Source organism: Mucilaginibacter sp. (assembly GCF_028288225.1).
GTDB lineage: Bacteria > Bacteroidota > Bacteroidia > Sphingobacteriales > Sphingobacteriaceae > Mucilaginibacter.
In genome coordinates this window covers 241,470-256,619 of the sequence record NZ_JAQBOC010000017.1, presented here as the reverse complement: position 1 = coordinate 256,619, position 15,150 = coordinate 241,470, and the positions used below count along the sequence as shown (strand labels likewise).

Annotated in this window: 8 protein-coding genes and 1 pseudogene; 6 read left to right on the top strand and 3 right to left on the bottom strand. The window is 44.0% G+C overall.

The genetic code is table 11. From position 1 onward, the window contains the following. Positions 1–59: 59 nt before the first annotated feature. From JWQ54_RS05465 to JWQ54_RS05440, 6 genes and pseudogenes are all read left to right on the top strand, one after another. Positions 60–4,445: a CusA/CzcA family heavy metal efflux RND transporter gene (locus JWQ54_RS05465; RefSeq protein ID WP_299581354.1), complete on the top strand. Its 4,386-nt coding sequence runs from the start codon at positions 60–62 to the stop codon at positions 4,443–4,445. Then, a complete protein-coding gene (locus tag JWQ54_RS05460; protein WP_299581351.1) occupies positions 4,442–5,602 on the top strand; it encodes an efflux RND transporter periplasmic adaptor subunit in 1,161 nt (386 codons plus the stop codon). The genes JWQ54_RS05465 and JWQ54_RS05460 overlap by 4 nt, the downstream gene beginning before the upstream one ends. A 117-nt stretch (positions 5,603–5,719) precedes the next feature. Continuing rightward, a pseudogene (locus JWQ54_RS05455) lies at positions 5,720–6,067 on the top strand (PQQ-dependent sugar dehydrogenase). 106 nt (positions 6,068–6,173) lie between these two features. Then, entirely contained in the window at positions 6,174–7,727 is a 1,554-nt protein-coding gene (locus tag JWQ54_RS05450) for a M81 family metallopeptidase (RefSeq protein WP_299581348.1), read from the top strand. A 566-nt stretch (positions 7,728–8,293) separates the two neighbouring features. Further along, positions 8,294–8,785 (top strand): nuclear transport factor 2 family protein, encoded by a 492-nt coding sequence (locus tag JWQ54_RS05445; protein ID WP_299581345.1) that lies wholly within the window; start codon positions 8,294–8,296, stop codon positions 8,783–8,785. 236 nt (positions 8,786–9,021) lie between these two features. Further along, positions 9,022–11,514, top strand: coding sequence for a M1 family metallopeptidase (locus JWQ54_RS05440; protein WP_299581342.1), 2,493 nt, complete (start codon positions 9,022–9,024; stop codon positions 11,512–11,514). A gap of 307 nt (positions 11,515–11,821) precedes the next feature. Here the strand turns inward: JWQ54_RS05440 and JWQ54_RS05435 are convergent, their stop codons facing one another. From JWQ54_RS05435 to JWQ54_RS05425, 3 genes are all read right to left on the bottom strand, one after another. Then, on the bottom strand, positions 11,822–12,157 hold the full coding sequence (locus JWQ54_RS05435; RefSeq protein ID WP_299581339.1) for a hypothetical protein: 336 nt from the start codon (positions 12,155–12,157) through the stop codon (positions 11,822–11,824). A gap of 410 nt (positions 12,158–12,567) precedes the next feature. After that, positions 12,568–13,590: an Atu2307/SP_0267 family LLM class monooxygenase gene (locus tag JWQ54_RS05430; protein WP_299581336.1), complete on the bottom strand. Its 1,023-nt coding sequence runs from the start codon at positions 13,588–13,590 to the stop codon at positions 12,568–12,570. Positions 13,591–14,170: 580 nt separating this feature from the next. Beyond that, positions 14,171–15,139, bottom strand: coding sequence for a type IX secretion system membrane protein PorP/SprF (locus tag JWQ54_RS05425; protein ID WP_299581333.1), 969 nt, complete (start codon positions 15,137–15,139; stop codon positions 14,171–14,173). Positions 15,140–15,150 lie beyond the last annotated feature (11 nt).

Below are 15,150 nucleotides of genomic sequence, written 5' to 3'. Positions count from 1 at the left end.
TTATTTAAGATCTGTAATTATTTCAGATTATTTATTTTTTTATTTTAAGCTAACTTTTTATGATTGACCGTATAATAGAATTTTCGGTCAGGAACAAGCTTATTGTGGGTATACTGGTGCTGCTTATGGTAGCTGCCGGGATATATTCTGCTGCACAATTACCTGTTGATGCTGTTCCTGACATTACAAATAACCAGGTGCTCATTATAACGGCATCTCCGTCACTGGCGGCGCCGGAAGTGGAGCGCTTAATTACAGCGCCTACTGAGCGTTTGATGGCGTCATTGCCGGAATTAAAAGAAATGAGATCAATATCACGGTTTGGCTTGTCCAACGTAACCGTTGTTTTTGATGACAATGTAGACATTACCCGTGCCCGTCAACAGGTAACCGAGCGACTGGGGCAGTTAAAAAGCATGATACCTCCGGGTGTTGGCGAGCCCGACATGGGGCCTGTAACCACCGGCCTGGGTGAAGTATACCAGTATTATGTAGTACCCAAACCCGGGTATGAAAATAAATATTCATTAACAGAACTGCGGACAATTCAGGAATGGATTGTAAGACGGCAACTGTTAGGGGTACCAGGTGTTGCAGATGTAAGCAGCCTTGGCGGTACATTAAAGCAATACCAGGTGGTTATTGACCCGGCAAAAATCAGAAGTTTGGGTATCACACTTGATGAGCTTTATAATGCTGTGCAGCAAAATAACGAAAATTCGGGTGGCGCCTATATAGAAAAAGGGCCTAATGCTTATTATATCCGTACTGAGGGGATGGCCATTACGCTGGCGGATCTGCGCAGTATCCAGGTTAAAAAGGTAAATGGGTTACCGCTGACCCTGGCAGATGTTGCAGAGGTAAAAGAGGGACATTCTTTGCGCTTTGGAGCCATGTATAACAATAAGTATGGTGAAGTATCCGGTGCAGTGGTGCTAATGCTTAAAGGTGCAAATGCAATGCAGGTTGTAGATCAGGTAAAGCAACGCATTGAAGAAATAAAAACCAGGCTGCCTGTTGGGGTTACTATTTTGCCATATTATGAACGCAGCAAAATGGTAGGGAACTCTATATCTACCGTAAAGCGAAATCTGATTGAAGGTGCATTGATCGTCATTTTTGTATTGGTGTTATTTCTGGGTAATTTCCGTTCCGGACTTGTAGTGGCATCAGTTATTCCACTTGCAATGCTTTTTGCATTGATTATGATGAACATATTTAATGTTTCTGCAAATCTGATGAGTTTAGGAGCATTGGATTTTGGTTTGATTGTGGATGGAGCTGTTATTATTGTTGAAGGCGTGATGCACCGTTTTAAGGAGAAAATTAGCAATCATGCTACAGCGGAATTTTCGCAGAATGAAGTGAATCAGGAAGTTAAGGACTCTTCATCACGATTGATGAATGCTGCCATTTTTGGCCAGATTATAATCCTGGTGGTTTATCTGCCTATTTTAAGTTTGCAGGAAATAGAAGGTAAAATGTTTAGGCCAATGGCCGAGACGGTTGCTTTTGCGCTGGTTGGCGCATTTTTACTGTCACTCACCTATGTGCCGATGATGACTGCGCTGACCATTAAAAAGAAAGCGGAAAAGAAAATCAACTTCGCGGATAAGATGATGGCGGCCATACAAAAGTGCTATACACCTTTATTAAGTAAAGTTCTTAGTTATCCGAAATCTGTTATGCTGATAGCGATTGCACTAATTGTGTTTGCTTTTTTGGTGTTTAACAAGTTAGGTGGCGAATTTATACCACAGCTGGAGGAAGGCGATTTTGCTATTGACGCCAGGTTTTTACCGGGAACTTCCTTAACACAAACCATTAAGGGCATGCAAATGGCCAGTGCCGAGCTGAAAAAATTTCCTGAAGTTCAGCAGGTTACCTGCCGTATCGGATCAGCTGAAATACCAACTGATCCAATGTCGCTGGAGCAATGTGATATTTTTGTAACGCTGGATGATAAAGACACCTGGACAACCGCACATGACTATGCTGCATTGGAGGATACCATGAGCAAACGATTGGGGCAGGTTCCGGGCTTAAACTTTGGCTTTGAATACCCGGTGCAGATGCGTTTTAACGAACTGATATCGGGCGCCAAGCAGGATGTGGTTGTAAAGATATATGGAGATGATTTGCAGCAACTGGCGCACCAGGCCGGCCAGTTAAGTGGTATAATAGCCAAAGTAAAGGGCGCCGCCGATGTGACCACTGAAAAAATAACCGGACTCCCTCAATTGGTAGTACACTATAACCGGGCGGCATTAGCGCAATATAACGTAAGCATAAGCCAGGTGAACCATATTTTAAATGCCACATTTGCGGGTGAAAAAGCCGGCAGTATTTATGAAGGAGAGCGGCAATTTGACCTGGTGCTTAGGATAGCTGATTCGGCAAGGTCCAACATGGATCAGATCGGACAATTACAAATCAATACCCCCGGAGGTATGCAGGTGCCGCTTAGCCAGCTGGCAAACATATCTTTAAAAGAAGGCCCTAATCAAATTCAACGTGATAATGGCCAACGCCGGGTATCCGTTTCCTTCAATGTGAGGGGCAGGGACGTGGAAAGTGTTGTCAATGAATTGCAGCAACAGGTAAAGCGAAGTTTAAAGCTCCTCCCGGGATATTACGTAGAATACGGCGGACAATTTCAAAGTTTGAATTCGGCTAAAAAGCGTTTATCAATCGCCGTCCCGGCTTCGCTTTTTTTCATATTCATTCTGTTATACTTTGCTTTTAAACAGTTTAAAGAAGCACTAATTGTATTTTCAGCTATACCATTGGCAGCCACCGGTGGCGTTTTTGCCTTATGGCTGCGCGGAATGTCTTTCAGCATATCAGCCGGTGTTGGCTTTATTGCGCTTTTCGGGGTAGCTGTACTTAACGGTATTGTATTGATCACGGAGTTTAACCGATTGAAGAAAGAAGGGGTTAATGATCCGGACGAGCGGATCCGCAAAGGTACATCCAACCGGCTTCGTCCCGTTTTAATGACAGCTACTGTAGCATCGTTAGGCTTCTTTCCAATGGCTATATCTAACCATGCGGGTGCAGAAGTGCAAAGGCCATTGGCTACAGTTGTTATTGGAGGCCTTATAACAGCTACATTGCTTACACTTGTTGTTTTACCTGCATTATATAAACTATTTGGCTACAAATCCAAATCCTCAACAAAGCTTTCAGGTAAATTGGTCAAAACTTTAACTGCAACAACTATTATTATGTTGTTTATTTTGCCTGCCTATTCACAAATACAAGGCGAAAAAATTAGAGTTAATGATGCTGTTAAACAAGCTTTATTACATAACTCCTCAATTTTGTCTGCACAAGATCAAACGCTGGCATCAAAAGCTAATATCGGAACGGCCTACGATATTCCTAAAACCCAGATGAATTTTGATGCAGGTAAAATAAACAGCTCAAACATAGACAACCGGATTGCCGTTAGCCAAACCTTTGCGCTGCCATTTTATTATAGCAACCAGCGCAATTATTTAAATGCAGAAAGTGGTTTAACCGCATTGCAGGAAGAATCTTTGAAAAATCAAATCGTTTACCAGGTTCGTGATGTGTATTTGCAAATGGCTGGCTCTCTTGCTAAATTAAAGTTATTAACTGAGCAGGATTCAATTTACAAGTCGGTAATTAAACTGGAGCAGTTAAGGTTTAATACAGGTGAATCATCAAAGATAAACCTGACCAGCGCAGAAGCCAGGGCGGGTATGCTTAAAAACCAACGACGGATGCTGGAATCGGAAATCAATGTATTGCAAAGCCGTTTGCAGGTTTTGCTGGGCAGCAATTCATTATTATTACCTGATGACCCAACATTGCCAGCCTGGCAAACTATTTTCCAGCCAGATTCAGCAACAACGCTGCAAAATCCTGAAGTAAGGCAGGCACAGCAACAGGTAAGCATCTATGACTGGAAAACTAAATTAAACAGATCGAAAGGGTTGCCGGAGTTAAACCTGGGTTACAGTAACCAAAGTTTTGCAGGGCCTGATATTAATAATGCAAATGTTATTTTAACGCAAGGCAACCGCTTTTCGTCCTTTTTGGTTGGCGTTAATATTCCTTTGTTCTTTGGGCAATATAAAGCTGCCGCACGGTCTTTAAATTATCAAAAAAAATCGGCCGAATATGCCCTCAGTGAGAAGCAAACTGAGTTTACAGGCCAATGGCGGCAAGCCTATCAACGCTATGTTCAACAACAGCAAGCGCTTAATTATTACGAATCATCTGCACTTAAACAGGCTGATGAAATACTGCATACGGCAACCTTGTCCTTTAACAACGGTGGAATCAGCTACCTGGAATGGGCCAATTTGTATAGTCAGTCGGTTCAATTACGAACAGACAGGCTTGATGCACTTTTACAATTAGATCAAACTATTAATGTGCTCTGGTATTTCCAGGGTCAAACAGAAAAACCATGAAAATCAACTATATAGTGCTCCTTTCCCTGTTTTTAGCCGCTTGCGGTGTAAAGCAGGATAAAAAAGATAATGCACCTGTACAACAACAGCAACCGCAGGGTAAAAGCAATACTATACTTTTTACACCTGAACAAATAAAAAACGGCGGGATTGACACGGGCCATATACCTATGCACAAACTGGCTACGTCTATACACGTAAACGGACAAGTGGATGTACCGCCAGAAAACCTAATAGCAGTAAACATTCCATTTGGGGGCTTTCTGAAAAGTACGTCAATGCTGCCAGGTGAACCCGTACGCAAGGGCCAGGTAATTGCCGAAGTGGAGAACCAGGATTACATTACCCTGCAACAAGATTATTTGACCTCTGTAAGCAAAACTACCTTTTTAAAGCAGGAGTTAGAGCGCCAGCGCGTATTGAGCGAGCAACAAGCCAGCCCGCTTAAGCTTTATCAACAATCGCTGGCTGATTATAACAGCCAGCAGGCACAATCATCCGGGCTGGCACAAAAGCTTACCATGCTGGGTATAAACCCGCAAAAGCTTACACCGGCCGCCATCAAGCCGATTGTTTATATTACTTCACCCATTTCCGGTTATGTATCAAAAGTAAATGTTAATATAGGGAAGTATATAAATCCAACAGATGTATTAATGGAATTGGTTAATACCGATGATATTCATGCCGCTTTAACTGTTTATGAACAGGATATAGCTAAAATAGCCATTGGCAATTCGGTGAAAATAAGCTTACCCAGCATTCCTGATAAAACCTATCCCGGAAAAGTAATTCTGATTGGTCGTATGCTGGATACCGGTCATAGTGTGATGGTACATTGTCATTTTTTAAAAAGTGACAAAAATATTTTGCCTAATATGTTTTTACAGGCTACCATTGAAACCCAGCCTCAAAACACATTAGCAGTACCGGAAGATGCTATTGTTAATTATGGGGGTCAACGCTGTGTGTTTATGTCTACTTTGCATGGCAAGGATATGTTATTTAATATGGTTCCTGTTAATGTTGGCGTTCAGCAAGATGGCTGGAGTCAGATTCAGTTAAGCAAACCCGAATTAAAGGATAGGTTGTTCGTTCTAAAAGGCGCTTTTTCTATTTTATCAGCTATGAAAAACGTTGGAGATAATGATAATTGAGCTATAAAATTTGGTTTCAAATTATCCATAAGTAGTTCGGGAAATAGCCATTTGGCGAACTGCAAGGGGACTCGCAACGCGAATCCCCTTTTTTTATGTTCAAGCGAGGACGTATGAATGGGCGGGGTGCATGTTAATATCATTAAGCCTGGCAAAAACTATAGCTGGCCTGTCATTACTTACGGGATCGAGCACAGGGGTGTAAAGGTTGGCGATGGAATTCAACAAAAAGAAGGTATGATCCAACCAATCTACTATTGGAACCCAAGCACATCGCCCTGAGGAATCACATTTTATGAAGGCAACCTGCATATCATCCGGCTAATCATCAAAGAAAATAAGGTGGTTGCAGAAGAACGACTGTTGAAAGACAAAAATGAGCGCTGGCGTTCACTGGCCACCGGGAAAGATGGAGCATTGTATGGTGTCACGGATAATGGTAACCTTTATAGGATAGGGAAATAGCACCATTAAACTGATTGATTTGCATTATTAAAATATTGTCCGGCAGTTACAGGTAATATGATTTGCCTATTTTTGATAATACAAAGTTCCAGCTAATCCTCAAATTATGAAACCGTTTCCCTTTTTGTTAATCTTATGCGTAGCAGGATCGCTAGCCATAGCACAAACCAATACACCGGTTGAACGCCTGCCGCGTATTGCTATTGCAGGTTTGGGCATCGAATCGAGCACTTTTTCGCCGGCACTCACCGATGAGGCCGCATTTCATGCAAAACACGGTGATGCTATTTTCTCAATTTATCCTTTTTGGGCGCCTGATTCAACCATCCGTAAGGCGGCGGTATGGGTTCCGACCATAGATGGACACGCCTTACCGGGCGGCGCGGTTACCAGGGCGGCTTATGAGTCGCTGGTGAGAAAAACCCTGGCTGCACTTCAAAAATGCGGGCCGTACGACGGCCTGTTTTATGATATTCACGGGGCAATGAGTGTAGTTGGCCTGGATGATCCCGAGGGAGATTTCATAGTCCGGATAAGGAAAGTGGTTGGTAAGAAGACCATTATTTCAACAGCAATGGACCTGCACGGTAACGTGTCATGGCGCCTGGCTGAAAACAGCGACCTGATCACCTGTTATCGCATGGCGCCTCATGAAGACGCAGTACAAACCAAACGCCGTGCTGTGACTAACCTGATCGACCGGCTTGTAAGCGGAAAAGGCAAACCAGCTTACAAGGCCTATGTAGCGGTCCCAATTCTGTTGCCCGGCGAAAAGACCAGCACCAGGATTGAGCCTGGCAAAAGCCTGTACGAGAAAGTATGGCCGGCCGCTAAACAAGAAGGTATAGTCGATGCAGCGATATGGATAGGTTACGCTTGGGCCGATGAACCACGGAACCATGCCGTAGTAATAGTAACCGGCGATGACAAAGCCAAAGTGACCAGCACAGCCGAGTACCTGGCTAAAAGCTTCTGGGACGTGCGAAAGGATTTTAAGTTTGTTGCACCCACAGGCAATTTAAAGGAATGCCTGGAAAAGGCGATCATAAGCACAAAGCGTCCTTTTTATATTAGCGATTCCGGCGATAACCCGACAGCCGGAGGCGCAGGGGATGTGACCTGGACCTTAACACAAATATTGAACCGGCCGGAGTTTAGAACAGATAAAGGGCCGTCACTGATCTATGCCTCCATTCCGGGCCCTGAACTCATTAAAAAAGCAATAGCGGCGCGTGTTGGTGGTCATGTGGATGGCTATGCGGGTGCAAAAGTCGACGCAAGGCTTGCGCCGCCGGTACATATCACCGGGACAGTCGAATCAATTGTCAAGGGTGATATTGATGCCGAAGTGGAAGCGTCCATAAAAATGGGAAGCGTGCACATTATCGTAACCCAAAAAAGGAAGCCATATCATCATGAAAAAGATTTCACCAAACTGGGCCTTAATCCACGGACGGCTGCTATTGTTGTGGTGAAGATCGGTTACCTTGAACCTGAACTATTTGCCATGCATGCCGATTGGCTATTGGCATTAACACCCGGTGGGGTAGACCAGGATATTGAGCATTTACCCTATAAAAGATTAAAGCGACCCATTTTTCCATTGGACCGCAATATGAAAGACCCTGACCTGAAGGCTAAATTGGTGCCGTCGCTGTAAGGTCAACATTTAGTGCGTCAACGATTTGGTGGATTCTTCTCAATAGGGATTTTGAGCGCACCAACCGGGCAGATTTAGTTCTTGTTACTTAAGATATGCTTTTCGATGATGAACTTTGTGATAGGTCTTAGTCTAATTGCAGTATCAATAGGGTGAAAACCGCTATCTGTAAAATACTCGTAATAGTCCCTACGCAACCTTGCATACCATACTTTTCCTACGGAGCTACGCCACTGCATAATATCTTAATCTTCAATGACATATTAGGATAGATTTACAGGTTACAAAGTATAAAACATACCGCTTAATCATTGTAACAATATGAATATAACAGGGGAGGAGCAAGCGGCACAAGGCGCAGCCCGAGCCATTAATATCGATCCCAACGCCGGCAACGTAGAAAGGGTAAAAAGTAAGCTTTCTTATTAACTGAATAGTATCGAAAGCAAACAAAAAGTTGTATCATTAGCGAACGCTATAATTTTGTATAAATTTAAATTGCTGATTATTAGTTTATTATGTAAGTGGCATAGAACTGGTAAGCGCATTCTTAATAAAATTAAATCATGAAAAAAATTAAATTATCAGCACTTATTGCTTTAGCTATTAGCCTTTTTATTTCGGTCACTGCATCGGCTCAAAGCCAGGAAACCATTACTTATAAACCCCAGTCGCAGGAATTGTATAATACTATTGTCCATATGGATAGCGTCTATTTTAACGCCTATAATAACTGTGACATGTATACCCAGGCCGCTATCTTTGCCGATAGTATAGAGTTTTATCATGACGAAGGCGGCCTGATGACCTCGAAAAAAGATCTTTTAGCTGCGATAAAGGAAAATATTTGCGGTAAGGTGAGCAGGGTGCTGGTGAAGGGAAGCATAGAGGTATATTCAATAGCTGGATTCGGCGCCATAGAAATAGGTTATCACAAATTTATTAATCACCAGGAAAGCGAAACACCATCCGGACCGGGCAGATTTGTGGCCTTTTGGCGGTATAAAGATAATAAATGGCAGCTGTACCGTATTGCCAGCTTGCATGCGGGAAAGTAACAACCGGAATACACGGCAAGCCGCCTGTTAGACCGGTGGAATATCCCGTTGTCTATGTTCAATACGGGACAAACGGAATTGAAAACACTGTTGAAAATTGCCTTTTTCCAGGTGACCGGCTGGATATCCGGCTCGGCGGAAAAACCGGAATAAGCCGGGGATTTTGTATCGTAAAAATTACATCAAATTTCATTGCAGGTGTTTAGCTTTGCGCTCCGGCGACACTAATTGATTTAATGAAAAAAATATATACATCTCTACTTTGCAGCCTGGCATTTACGTGCGCTGTTTTTCAATCTGCAACGGCTCAGCTGAATCTTCACCCTGCAAATATTCCGTATTACCATGCAAGCGCCCCGAAGATCAATGATTTGATAGACACCCGGCTTGACGTCAGGTTCGATTACCAGCGGTCCTATTTGAACGGAAAAGAGTGGGTGACCCTGAAGCCGCATTTTTACCCGGTAGATTCCGTAAGGCTTGATGCCAAGTGGATGGATATCAAAACCATCGGCATTATGGAAAACGGAAAGATAGTCCCGCTTAAATACCGTTACGAAGACAGCCTTTCAATAGCAGTCCAATTGAACAGGACCTACAAGCAAAACGAACATTATACGCTGTATATCGAGTATACTGCCAAGCCTGATGACGTGCACAGTAAACCGGGCTTTAAGTACGACGGAAAAGGTTTATACTTTGTAAATCCTACTGGTAAAGAAGCCGGAAAGCCAACGCAGATCTGGACACAGGGCGAGGCCGAAAGTTCGTCCTGCTGGTTCCCAACGATCGACAAGCCCGATCAAAAAACAACTGAGCAGCTGAGCATGACGGTGCCTGCAAAATATACCACCTTATCAAACGGCCTGCTCATCAGCCAGAAGAACAATGCTGACGGTACGCGCACCGACACCTGGAAACAGTCGCTGCCGCATTGCCCTTACCTGTTTATGATGGCGATAGGCGATTTTAAGATCTATAAAGATAAATGGCGTAACAAAGAAGTTTCTTATTACATGGAGCCGGCTTATGCCCCTTATGCTAGACAGGTTTTCGGGCAAACGCCTGAAATGATGGAGCTTTTCTCGAAGGCGCTGGGCGTGGATTTTCCATGGGAGAAATACGCACAGGTAGTTGTCCGCGATTACCCCCTTGGTGCTATGGAAAACAGTTCGGCCACCTTGCATGGCGATTACGTGCAGAAAACGCCATGGGACCTCATTGACGATCCGAACGGTTCGGGCGGAACGACGATAGCACACGAGCTTTTTCACCAATGGTTTGGCGATTTGGTGACCTGCGAAAGCTGGAGCAACGAAACGCTTAACGAATCTTTTGCAGTTTTTGGCGAGAAATACTGGAACGAAAAAAAATATGGAAAAGACGATGGCGATGCTAAACGGTACGATGAACTACAGGCCTACCTGAACAATGCCTCCGCCTATAAGCAGGCGCTAACGCCTTTTGTATATACAGACCAGGAAGGTGTTAACGGCTCAAATATTTACGACAAGGGCGGCCTTGTCTTGAATATGATGCGCAGCTACCTGGGGGACGATGCATTTTTTAAAGGACTAGGCCTTTACCTGAAAACGCATGCCTTTAAAAATGCCGAGGTGCAGGACCTGAGACTGGCCATGGAAGAGATCTCAGGGAAGGATATGAACTGGTTCTTTAACCAGTGGTATTACGGTGCAGGCCACCCGCTACTAGATATTGCTTATCAATGGAGCGAAGCCGATCACCAGGAAACGATTTTTATCAGTCAAAAGCAAGACGGCCAGGTATTCCGCCTGCCCGTTGCTATAGACATCTATGCCGGCGGAAAAACCACGCGGAAACAGGTTTGGCTTACGCAAAAAACTGATACACTCACGTTTAAACTTCCCGCAAAGCCTGACTTGGTGAATGTTGATGCTGACAAGATGCTGATCACAAAAAAGGCTGACCATAAGACCATTCAAGAATTTAGCTACCAATATCGCCATGCACCGCTTTACCTGGACAGGCTGGAGGCACTGAACGCAGCCACCAGCCAGGAAACTTCTGAGCAGGGACTAAGCATTGTGCTATCGGCATTAAAAGACAAGTACCATGGCATGCGGATCAAAGCAATCAAGGCGCTTAAAATGGACAGTGCGGCAGTTGCCAACGCCGCCCTGCCCATCATAACCGACCTGGCAACCCAGGACGCAAATTACCCTGTTCGCGGCGCCGCCATCAGCGTATTGGGCAAAACCAAATCCCAGGCATATGCTGCTATTTACAAAGCGTCGCTGTCCAGCCCTTCCTATACGGTCAAAGGTGCCGCACTTATTGCTTTTAACAATATTGCGCCCGCGGATGCATTCAAAATTGCCAAAAGCATGGAAGCAGATGACAAAGGACAGCTGGGGCAGGCCATTATTAATGTGTATGCTGCCAGTGGGTCGGACAAGGAATGGCCCTACGTGATCAATGCTTTCAATAAAGGTTCTACGCAGGTAAAATTTAACCTTACCCAAGGTCCGTTCACCCAAATGATCGGCCGGTTGGACAATAAAGCATACGTACAGCAAGGCATTATTGCCATCAGGGACCTTGCCATCAGTTTCAAAAGGTATAATATTGCGCCCAAGCTCATCGCTGCCTTACAACAAATCGAAGATGCCCGGAAGAAACTTAATGACAATGCATCTGTTAACCTGGCGGAGGACGCAATTAAAGAGATAAATAAAGTCAAAGCATAGTGTTCTCATACAATACTGAAAGATTTGTTCAGATCATATGCAACGGTTAAGGCGTTGGATATGATCTCTTTTAATAAATTAAAGGCAAAGCCAGGACGGCAAGCGGCATATAATTTAGCTATGGCTTAATATAAATTCCGCACCAGTGATACGGTAATTTAGAGAGCCGCTGGCAAAGACGTGGTGTATTGATTTCGCCAGGAATCGCTCAATGAAGTCATTTTACCTTATTTGCTATCCATAGCTGGAATTCTGCCGGGCCGCCTTCTTTCCCGCAGCCGAAACATTTAATGAGGTTATACAAGCATCAGGATCGCCCAAGTTTCAAAATCGCATCGCCCAGCGTATCTTCCAGGTGCAGGTAGATCTGGGGGCAGGTTTGTTTATCTGTAATATAAAATTTCCCCTCCTCATTAAGCTGCATGTGAAAACGTTTCCTTTTACCTTCGTACATGACGTATACCTGGTATAGCTGCAGCTTCCACCTGTTCATGGAAAAAAACTCGAAATCGCTGCCTTCAAAGTCAATTTTAAAATTATTGGTCATGGCGCTAAGATAAACGATAAATGCAGTTCTTAAAGCAGATTTGTACGCAAGGCTGAACGTTGTCAATTGATCGTGCTCATTCTCGTATACTTTCATCCGGTTAAACCAGGACGCAGGCAACCTGGCGCCCTGTAACAACAGGTTTGGCCTTAAAACTAATCTTGCATATATTAATTAATATATGCAAGAAATTGAATTTATGGTGAAACTTTTTCAAACGCTAAACTGCTAAATAGATAAGCCCTGTCTGAATGCTTTGTATGCATAGCATTGCTCATGCCTGCTTAGACTGTTTTAACAAGCGTTTCTTATACTTCGCGAAGATTAGCTTTACACTGGATTAGATATCCAAAATGAAATTCTGGAAAATGATCAAAAAGGTCAATGGTTCCCAATGGAGATAAACACACCGAAAAATATCGATATCAGCTCCTTTAAAATAACGCCAATACTTTTGTGACAGGGCTGATCTGTTTGATTGGTGTGCAGAGGCCAGTATTAGCGCTTTATTGCAATAGCGGTTTAATCTTTTGGCCTATCAGTTCGGTGGATTTTAATAGTTGCTCGTGTGAAAGCCCCGCGTTATCCATCTGGAAAGTGACCCTTGATATGCCGCCCAGTGCTTCACTGTGGCGCAGGATTTTTTCAGCCACCACCTCAGGCGAACCGATCAGGTAAGCACCTTTCGGCCCCCGTTGCGCGTCAAAGCCAGCCCGTGTCACCGGCGGCCAGCCGCGTTCCCGGCCAAATTTGGTAAATATCTTAAAATAACCCGGATAGTATGCTTCTGCCGCCTCTTCTGTCGTGCCGGCCACATAGCCAAGGGAATGAAGCCCCACCTTAAGCGCTTCCGGCGCGAAACCTGCCTCCCGGCCAGCCCGCCGGTATAGATCCACCAGCGGCCTGAAACGTTCCGTATCGCCCCCGATCACCGCGACCATCAGCGGCACGCCCAGTGAGCCTGCACGGACAAAGGATGCCGGCGTGCCACCTACACCCAGCCATACCGGCATTTTTTCCTGTACCGGACGGGGATAAATGGCCTGGTTGTTCAAAGCGGCGCGGAAACGTCCGGACCAGTTCACCACTTCATTATCCCTGATCTTTAACAGCAGGTTGATCTTCTCCTCAAATAAAGGATCGTATTCCTGCAGGTTAAACCCAAATAGGGGGAAAGCCTCAACGGACGAGCCGCGGCCAACCACCATTTCCGCACGTCCTTTGGAAATGATATCCAGCGTCGCGAAATTCTGGAACAGTCTTACCGGATCGGCGGCGCTTAGTACCGCTACCGCGCTGGTCAGCCGGATGCGTTTGGTACGGGCCGCCGCCGCCGCGAGGATCACCGCGGTAGCGGAGTCTAAAAATTCTTTCCGGTGATGCTCACCAATACCAAAAACGTCAAGGCCCACCTGGTCGGCCCACACTATCCTGGCCAGCAGGTCTTCCATGGCCTTTATGTTACCCTGTGCATCCAGTGCACTTTCCAGACTGCCTGTCGCCGCAAAACTGTCGATTCCGATTTCCATAGCTCAAAGTTTAAAGCATAAAAATGACAGGTATCCCGCCGATGTAAAATTAGGCTGTATTTTTTATATGTTTAAACATATAAATGTCAAAACATATTTTATCTCCTCTTTGTGCCGTTTATGAAAAAAGGGATAATCAGATGATTATCCCTTCGGGTGGAGCCGGAAGGATTTGTATTACCCTTGTATTGTGCTGATATTCAATATTTTATAATGGCTTAATTTCTTACTCACCGAAATACTTACCATTTTTTTATATACAGACTGATTGCAAATCTTATTATGCAAATATAGGAATTATGAATAACGGAATAAATTATTGTAGTTAATTTAAGCGGATCATCTGTAACGGCAAAGGTGGCCCACGAAGCCAGGGCGGTTAAGGCTCGCACGGCATAAATCCACAAGCTTTTCACACGTAAGGCTATTTATTCCATACCCAATTGACAGACCTGACTTCTTCCGTATTTGGCTGTCCGTGGTGGCAGTGTTAATAAGTGCTATTTTGACCACCATCATAAATAACAATCCCTAGAAAGACTGCATAGCCGGGACGAATAGCATTTGATCCCGGTAATGATCAGAAATAGCGATTGTTACTGGTTAAGGACGATTTTTTAGATCTAAAATATAAACCTATAGAGATCTCATGAGAGCCGTAATTGTTGTTACCCAAAGCTGACATGGAATAATCGAAAGAATAACCCAGCCTGATCTTGTCATTAACAACTATTTCTACCATTGCCGCCACTGCATTTGTGTTTTGTGAGGCAATGTTTGAATTAGAAAAGGAATGAGTAACATCAGTCTGGTATGTGCCTCCTATCCATAAACGGTCACCAAGCAGAACAAACAGATTCAAATCAAGGCTCTTAAGTCCGTCCTGTGTATCAGTCAGTAGAAATGAAGGCCTTAATTTCATGTCATCATTCAGCGTCATTAACCCGCCGCCTGTTAAATAATACCGGGGTTTCGGAACAATTGCATTTATAGAGTTATCTTTTTTAAAATAATGCGCAATCATATTGTCCATGGAGATCCCCGCGTAAATTTTTTCATTGCTGTACATAATACCAGCCTTTGAATCAGGCAATAATATACTTTGAAAATTTACCGGGACATTGCTGTCACCGTTTTCAACAGCATTTAGCTTTGTCCCGTCAAGGCCGTTCTGAACAAATCCTAAACCTAAGCCGAAAGATAATATGGAATTTTCATCTGCATCCATCTGGAGGTGATAGGCATAGCTGCCATAACCGGAAAGATTACTTTGGGCACCAATATTATCACTGGAAAATACCAGGCCCAGGCCAACTTTTGAATTTACGATCAGGCCATCGGCTGCCAAGGAATAGCTGGTGGGTGCCCCGCTGAAGCCAGTCCATTGAGATTTATAGAATGATTGAACATATAAATCCTGTTTATAGCCCGAATAAGCCGGGTTTATATATAATCCATTAAATATATACTTGTTGTTTTGTGAAGCCGGTTGTGAAAGAACCGTATGTCCCATAGCTAAGAGACATATTATAAAAAATAAATTTTTCATAATCAGGTGTT

What these genes read in the sequence shown, in the direction of transcription:
- JWQ54_RS05465 (WP_299581354.1), top strand. Translation starts at nt 60, where the DNA reads ATGATTGACCGTATAATAGAATTTTCGGTCAGGAACAAGCTTATTGTG.
- JWQ54_RS05460 (WP_299581351.1), top strand. Translation starts at nt 4,442, where the DNA reads ATGAAAATCAACTATATAGTGCTCCTTTCCCTGTTTTTAGCCGCTTGC.
- JWQ54_RS05450 (WP_299581348.1), top strand. Translation starts at nt 6,174, where the DNA reads ATGAAACCGTTTCCCTTTTTGTTAATCTTATGCGTAGCAGGATCGCTA.
- JWQ54_RS05445 (WP_299581345.1), top strand. Translation starts at nt 8,294, where the DNA reads ATGAAAAAAATTAAATTATCAGCACTTATTGCTTTAGCTATTAGCCTT.
- JWQ54_RS05440 (WP_299581342.1), top strand. Translation starts at nt 9,022, where the DNA reads ATGAAAAAAATATATACATCTCTACTTTGCAGCCTGGCATTTACGTGC.
- JWQ54_RS05435 (WP_299581339.1), bottom strand. Translation starts at nt 12,157, where the DNA reads ATGAAAGTATACGAGAATGAGCACGATCAATTGACAACGTTCAGCCTT.
- JWQ54_RS05430 (WP_299581336.1), bottom strand. Translation starts at nt 13,590, where the DNA reads ATGGAAATCGGAATCGACAGTTTTGCGGCGACAGGCAGTCTGGAAAGT.
- JWQ54_RS05425 (WP_299581333.1), bottom strand. Translation starts at nt 15,139, where the DNA reads ATGAAAAATTTATTTTTTATAATATGTCTCTTAGCTATGGGACATACG.